Below are 450 nucleotides of genomic sequence, written 5' to 3'. Positions count from 1 at the left end.
GTTTGATCCTCACGATGATGAGCGTGCCGTAGCCGAGTTTCTTGGCATCAAGCACAGTCTGCCGTCCGCGGATGACGCCTTCGGCCTGCAGATTGGCGATCCGCCGCGAACAGGCCGATTGGGATATGCCCACCCGTTCCGCGATTTCGGCCACCGTCAGCTCGCCATCGCTCTGCATCGCGCGAAGAATGCGGATGTCTGTGTCATGAAGGGTCTGCATGAAACATCCACTAACGGGTCATTGGTTGCATGAATTATGTGAGAAAGTAGCAGAATGAGCGCAATCAGGCAAGAAAATGCCCGATATCCGCTTTATCCTCTCCGCATCCTTCCGAACGTCAAAGAGGGGAATCGCGCATGGCCGAACTTGACTCCCTGCAGGATGTCCACCGCAGCCTACTCTGGCTGTCCTGCTGGACCATCCATAACGCCAATCACCTGAGACCGAAG

1 protein-coding gene is annotated in these 450 nt (G+C 56.0%); it reads right to left on the bottom strand.

Annotated features, from left to right (window positions below; all coding sequences use genetic code 11):
• On the bottom strand, nucleotides 1-220 hold a 220-nt coding region (locus ACLD7X_RS18945; RefSeq protein ID WP_411425225.1), incomplete at its 3' end, for an Lrp/AsnC family transcriptional regulator.
• Between the last annotated feature and the right edge of the window lie 230 nt (nucleotides 221-450).

This window comes from Aphanothece microscopica RSMan92, assembly GCF_046613545.2.
In the GTDB taxonomy this organism is placed as follows: Bacteria; Cyanobacteriota; Cyanobacteriia; order PCC-6307; family Cyanobiaceae; genus NIES-981.
This window is presented reverse-complemented; position numbering and strand designations above follow the sequence as displayed.